The sequence below is a fragment of the Paraburkholderia sp. SIMBA_054 genome (assembly GCF_046534875.1).
Taxonomy (GTDB): Bacteria; Pseudomonadota; Gammaproteobacteria; order Burkholderiales; family Burkholderiaceae; genus Paraburkholderia; species Paraburkholderia hospita.
In genome coordinates this window covers 1-263 of sequence record NZ_JAWRXV010000988.1, presented here as the reverse complement: position 1 = coordinate 263, position 263 = coordinate 1, and the positions used below count along the sequence as shown (strand labels likewise).

Annotated in this window: 1 protein-coding gene; it reads left to right on the top strand. The window is 57.8% G+C overall.

The annotated features are described in order from the left end of the window. The coding region (locus tag SB822_RS58090; RefSeq protein ID WP_410859240.1) for an ABC transporter permease subunit at positions 1-263 on the top strand (263 nt) is incomplete at both ends.

Genomic DNA, 263 nt, shown 5'->3' with positions numbered 1-263 from the left:
GCGCCATTCTGACGGTCGATACCGGGCAGAACGAAGCCGCCCGTTCCATTGGCTTCAGCAACGGACAGTCGATGCGCTTTGTGGTGTTGCCGCAGGCAGCGCGGCTCATGATCCGTTCGCTCGGTGTCAATACAGTCATGCTGATCAAGGGGTCTGCTCTCGTTTCCGCGATTTCCGTGGTCGAACTGACTTACACGGCTCAACGTTTCATCGGCTCGACCTATCGTCCGTTTGAAATCTTCGGCATCGCCGCGGCCATCTAC